5 protein-coding genes are annotated in these 5,658 nt (G+C 54.6%); 1 reads left to right on the top strand and 4 read right to left on the bottom strand.

What is annotated here, in order from left to right; genetic code table 11:
* Nucleotides 1–154: 154 nt before the first annotated feature.
* The 4 genes from BN1139_RS10275 to BN1139_RS10290 form a co-directional block, all read right to left on the bottom strand.
* Nucleotides 155–2,086: a putative bifunctional diguanylate cyclase/phosphodiesterase gene (locus tag BN1139_RS10275; RefSeq protein ID WP_005349102.1), complete on the bottom strand. Its 1,932-nt coding sequence runs from the start codon at nucleotides 2,084–2,086 to the stop codon at nucleotides 155–157.
* A 23-nt stretch (nucleotides 2,087–2,109) separates the two neighbouring features.
* Nucleotides 2,110–2,610 (bottom strand): putative pterin-binding protein, encoded by a 501-nt coding sequence (locus BN1139_RS10280; protein WP_005349099.1) that lies wholly within the window; start codon nucleotides 2,608–2,610, stop codon nucleotides 2,110–2,112.
* 103 nt (nucleotides 2,611–2,713) lie between these two features.
* The gene (gene groL, locus BN1139_RS10285) at nucleotides 2,714–4,348 is read right to left on the bottom strand and encodes a chaperonin GroEL (RefSeq protein WP_005340575.1); all 1,635 of its coding nucleotides are present in this window, start codon (nucleotides 4,346–4,348) and stop codon (nucleotides 2,714–2,716) included.
* A 43-nt stretch (nucleotides 4,349–4,391) separates the two neighbouring features.
* On the bottom strand, nucleotides 4,392–4,685 hold the full coding sequence (locus tag BN1139_RS10290) for a co-chaperone GroES (RefSeq protein WP_005340573.1): 294 nt from the start codon (nucleotides 4,683–4,685) through the stop codon (nucleotides 4,392–4,394).
* A gap of 242 nt (nucleotides 4,686–4,927) precedes the next feature.
* Here BN1139_RS10290 and BN1139_RS10295 point away from each other — a divergent pair.
* Nucleotides 4,928–5,658 (top strand): MATE family efflux transporter (locus BN1139_RS10295; protein WP_041980447.1); only part of this gene is annotated, 731 nt, incomplete at its 3' end.

The raw sequence follows: 5,658 nt of genomic DNA on the forward strand, positions 1-5,658 counted from the left end.
ATGGAGGCGCATTATAGGGAGTGAATTCTTTCTGGCAAGGCTAAATTGCATGTTTTTTTGATAAAACCGCACAACCGTTCAAACAACAAACAAAAAGAAGAAAGTTCGAGCTAAATCACACATTCTGGAGGCAGATGACAGGCAAGCCCCTCTCTCAACTCATATAAGCCATTTCGGATTGTTGACGCACCAGCCAAAGCTCCTCCATCTCCAACAAGGTTTGATAGATTTTCTCCGCCTGCTCTGGTCGGCTGAACAGATAGCCCTGCCCATACAAGTGGATATCGGTCAGAGATCGCAATACATCCAACTGCGCCTGTGTCTCAATCCCTTCACACACCAGACTCTTGCCCAGCATCGACCCCATCCGACAAATATTGGCGACCAGTTCGGATGCCTCCATTGAGGTGTCAATGCCCTGTATAAATGAACGGTCGACCTTCACCTTGCTGACCGGTAACTTTTGCAGATAACTCAAAGATGAATAACCGGTACCAAAATCATCTAGTGCCAGCAGTACCCCCTGCTGATTGAGATCCTGCATCAGTTGCAGCGAGTTCTTCACTTCCCGCATGGTGGTATCTTCCGTGACCTCCAAGACCAGGCTACGGGCAGGCAGGTGGTGCTCCATCAATGCCTTGGCCACCAATTTGAGCAAATTACGCTGGTACATACCTGGCGAGATATTCACACACATTTGCAGATCAACCATACCAAGCTGGTGCCACTGATAGAGCTGCTCGCAAGCTGTGTTCAGCACCCAGCTGCCAACCCGTTCGGCAAGCTGGAACTCCTCAGCCACCATGATCACTTCGTTTGGCGGAATGAAGCCGAGTTCCGGATGCCGCCAGCGCAGCAGAGCCTCGACAGCTTCACAGCGGCCACTCTCGAGATTGACGATGGGTTGGTAATAGAGTTCCAACGCATTGTGTTCCAGCGCCATGATCATGTCCGACGCCAGATGTTTGCGCCGCGCCGTCTCGTTGAGCAGGGAGTTATCGTAAATCACATAGGGAACATGGGTCTTGCGACTATGGAACAGGGCCTGTTCCGCACGACTCAACAACTCCTGAGTCTTGTCGCTGTCCATCGGATAGAAGGCAATGCCGATCCCGACTTCGAGCCGGAAGGGATAGTTGTCATAAACGATATCTTGCTTCAGCGCATGCAGCAATCGCGCTACCAGCTCCCTGACCTGACGCAGATCGCTGCTGCCACGCTGAATAATTGCAAATTGATCCCCCCCCAGACGTCCGCTCCACTCGCCCTCTTCACAGAGCACTCTGATCCGGGTGGCAAACTCACAAAGCAGATAATCACCGGTGTCATAGCCAAACTTGCTGTTGATATCTCTGAAGTCGTTGATGTCGACCAGCACCAGTCCAAACGGCACTTCCTGTGTGGCGTACAGCTCCATCCGTTCCAGTAGGGCAACCCGATTGGACAACCCGGTCAGCGGATCCCGTCTGGCCGCTCTGAAATGACGACGCCCTTCATATATAAGCAGCATGCTGAGCAGCAACACTGACATGACCAGACCGGAGACCATCAGCAACAAGGCATTGCGCAATTGGCCAAAATGGCGATCGTTCTCGGAATAGACGTTAATGTTCTTCTGCATCACAGAAGCGAGGGAGTAGGAGAGCGGCTCTTGCAGCGGGGCAAGGCGCATCATGATCTGCTGATAGTCAGATGCCCCGCTTTGCAACTTGGTGATGTCGGGCTCTATTTGGCGAATATTGGTTTCAATCAGCTGCACCAGACGCAAGGTTTTCTGCTTGTCCTGCATGCTCTTGCGCAGCTGGCCGCTCAACAGGATGGGCGTTCTGCTCCAGAGAATGTCATAACGCAACATCAAGGCGTCATGATCAATCCCGCCATAGTGATAGACCTCTACCGCATTGAGGAAACGACCGAGCTCCAGCTGCAACTGCATCAGCGCCCAGGAGACATCATAGGTGTATTTCTCCATCGCTCTGGTCGCATTCTGGATTTGCATCAGGCAATAGAGGGTGCTCCCGGTAAACAACAGGATGGATACATACAGAATGACGAGCAGTGGCCACGCCCTGGTCTTTCCTTTCACCCCATGCTCCCGTGCTGTTTTTATCAGTGCTGAATGTCTATCAAATCCAGCTGCCAGATCATCATGTCGGTATATTCGGATCGCTTCAATTCCGGATATTGATCAAGAGGCAGCATAAACCAGACCGGCCCCTTGTCACGCACACGCATGACAGCCCCATTGTCTTCCCATGCGAGGATGGGCTCGTATTTGGCAACCTTGTCCCATTCAATGCGGATCTGGAAACTGTTCAGTGCCGTCAACGTAATGGTCTTGCCATCCGCACCGACTGCAGCCAACACATCGGCCAGTTTTGGGCCTCTGTAGGTGTGCGGCTTATCCACCCACGGGTTGCCGGTCACTATCTCATGTTGCGGCAGAGCCTGTAGTTTTGCCAGATCAAACAACACCTTGCCATCAACTTCGTCTGCCGACCTGATATTGCCACCGACTTTCAGGATCACCGGCCCAGTCAGCGCCTCAGCAGCCATCACCGGCATGATGACCAATGAACACAGTAGTGTCAGCCAACCAAACATTTTCATATCGCCCCCCAGATTTGCTGTCTCAACAGACTCAGTTTAGCCAGATATAAAAAAACGGCTCGCCTTGAGCGAGCCGTTTGTCAAACAGAGCAAGGGGGGATGATTACATCATGCCCATGCCACCCATGCCGCCCATGTCAGGCATGGCAGGGGTATCTTTCTTCGGCAGTTCGGTGACCATGCACTCGGTGGTGATCATCAGACCAGCGATTGAAGAGGCAAACTGCAGGGCGGAACGGGTTACCTTGGTCGGATCCAGGATGCCCATGGCCAGCATGTCGCCATACTGTTCGCTGTAAGCGTTGTAACCGAAGTTACCTTCGCCGTTCTTCACTGCGTTGGCAATGACGGAGGCTTCCTCACCGGCGTTGATGACGATTTGACGCAGCGGGGCTTCCATGGCGCGCAGGGCAACCTTGATACCGACGTTCTGGTCTTCGTTGTCACCGCGCAGACCCGCCAGTTTGGCAGCAACGCGAACCAGCGCAACACCACCACCGGCAACCACGCCTTCTTCAACAGCGGCGCGGGTAGCGTGCAGGGCATCTTCAACGCGTGCTTTCTTCTCTTTCATCTCGACTTCGGTGGCTGCGCCAACCTTGATCACGGCAACACCGCCAGCCAGCTTGGCTACGCGCTCTTGCAGCTTCTCACGATCGTAGTCGGAAGAGGTCTCTTCGATCTGCTGACGGATCTGGGCAACACGGCCTTCGATCACACCGGCATCACCCACGCCATCGATGATGGTGGTGTTCTCTTTGGTGATGACGATGCGCTTGGCACGACCCAGATCTTCCAGAGTCGCTTTTTCCAGCTCCATGCCAACTTCTTCAGAGATGACGGTACCGCCAGTCAGTACAGCGATATCCTGCAGCATGGCCTTGCGACGATCACCGAAGCCAGGCGCCTTGACGGCAGCCACTTTCACGATACCGCGCATGGTGTTGACCACCAGAGTCGCCAGGGCTTCGCCTTCCACGTCTTCAGCAACAATCAGCAGCGGCTTGCCAGCTTTGGCAACGCCTTCCAGCACAGGCAGCATTTCGCGGATGTTGGAGACTTTCTTGTCAACCAGCAGGATGAACGGGTCGTCCAGTTCAACAGAACCGGTCTCTTGCTTGTTGATGAAATAGGGGGACAGGTAGCCGCGGTCGAACTGCATACCTTCAACAACTGCCAGCTCATCTTCCAGACCCTGACCATCTTCAACGGTGATGACGCCATCGCGACCCACTTTGTCCATGGCTTCAGCAATCAGCTTGCCCACTTTTTCGTCGGAGTTGGCGGAGATGGTGCCCACCTGAGCGATAGCATTGCTGTCAGCGCACGGCTGGGACAGCGCTTGCAGCTCGGCAACAGCAGCCACAACGGCTTTGTCGATACCGCGCTTCAGATCCATCGGATTCATACCGGCGGCAACGGCTTTCAGACCTTCGTTAACGATGGCCTGAGCCAGAACGGTTGCAGTAGTGGTACCGTCACCGGCGGCATCGTTCGCCTTGGAAGCCACTTCCTTGACCATCTGGGCGCCCATGTTCTGGAACTTGTCTTCCAGCTCAATTTCGCGCGCAACAGAAACACCATCTTTAGTGATGGTCGGGGCGCCGAAGGACTTGTCCAGCACCACGTTGCGGCCTTTCGGGCCCAGAGTAACCTTGACGGCATCAGCCAGGATGTTTACGCCTTCCAGCATCTTGATGCGGGCTTCGTTACCAAACTTAACGTCTTTAGCTGCCATTTTTCTTCAATCCTTAAATCAATTCGGGGAAAAGGAGGATGGATTACTCTTCGACAATCGCCAGGATGTCGGTTTCGGAGAGGATCAGGACGTCCTGACCATCCAGCTTCTCGGTCTTAACACCGTAGCCTTCGTTGAAGATCACCTTGTCACCAACCTTCACGGCCAGCGCTTTGACTTCGCCATTATCCAGGATGCGACCAGTCCCCACGGCAAGCACTTCACCACGGGTGGACTTCTGGGCCGCAGTACCAGTCAAGACGATACCGCCGGCAGATTTGGCTTCAGCTTCGATGCGCTTGATGATGACGCGGTCGTGCAGTGGACGAATTTTCATCGATAACTCTCCCAAAATGAGTCTCATTGTTGCTTTGAGGAATGGCCGTTCCAGGCCAAATTAGATATGTCCCTGATGTGGGGCAGAGTTGCTAACCCTTCAAGGGCAAATACAAAAAAAATTTTTTCACGTACTATAAACATCTTCGATGGTTCAGCCATGTCCGCACCCTGGTGCAAGGTCGGTTCAAGCCGCCCGTTTTCGATGCCAGAACCTTCAAAGCCAGCTGTAGAGACGAGCCCTTGACCCGCACCAACCCCATGCTGACAGCCCCTATTCCGGTCGTACTGCGCCAGATGACGGGCCCCATGATCTTCGGCATCATCGCCATTCTGGCCTTCAATCTGGTCGATACCTTTTTTATCGGTATGCTGGGAACCGAAGCTCTGGCCGCCATCAGCTTTACCTTTCCCGTCACTTTTGTGGTTACCTCGCTGGCGATGGGATTGGGCGCCGGATTGTCAGCGGTGATCGGTCATACCCTGGGGCAGGGCAAACACGATGAGGCGGCCCATCTCGCCACCGACAGCCTGTTTCTGGCGGTGATCATGGTGGCCCTGCTCTCCGCGGGGGGCGCTCTCACCATCAAACCCCTGTTTACCCTGTTGGGGGCCAGTGCCGAGCTTATCTCTCTCATCCATGACTACATGCTGATCTGGTATCTCACCGTCCCCATGCTGGTGCTGCCCATGGTGGGCAATGCCGCCATCCGGGCGACCGGCGATACCAAAACCCCCAGTCTGGTGATGGCAGTAGCCGGGCTGGTCAACGGGGTACTGGATCCTCTGTTGATCTTCGGTATCGGCCCCTTTCCCGAATGGGGGATCCGCGGAGCCGCCATCGCGACCTCTATCTCCTGGTTGATGGCGATGCTTGTCAGCCTCTATATCCTGCGTCATCGGGAGGGCTTGCTGCTGTGGCGCCTCTCGCCTCGGGCTCGGTTGCTGACCCACTGGCGGGCGCTGCTCCATGT

This window comes from Aeromonas veronii bv. veronii, from assembly GCF_000820225.1.
Classification (GTDB): domain Bacteria; phylum Pseudomonadota; class Gammaproteobacteria; order Enterobacterales; family Aeromonadaceae; genus Aeromonas; species Aeromonas veronii.

Excerpts from the sequence above, each read along its gene's own strand:
- groL (WP_005340575.1), bottom strand. The coding sequence starts at position 4,348 with ATGGCAGCTAAAGACGTTAAGTTTGGTAACGAAGCCCGCATCAAGATG.
- BN1139_RS10280 (WP_005349099.1), bottom strand. The coding sequence starts at position 2,610 with ATGAAAATGTTTGGTTGGCTGACACTACTGTGTTCATTGGTCATCATG.
- BN1139_RS10290 (WP_005340573.1), bottom strand. The coding sequence starts at position 4,685 with ATGAAAATTCGTCCACTGCACGACCGCGTCATCATCAAGCGCATCGAA.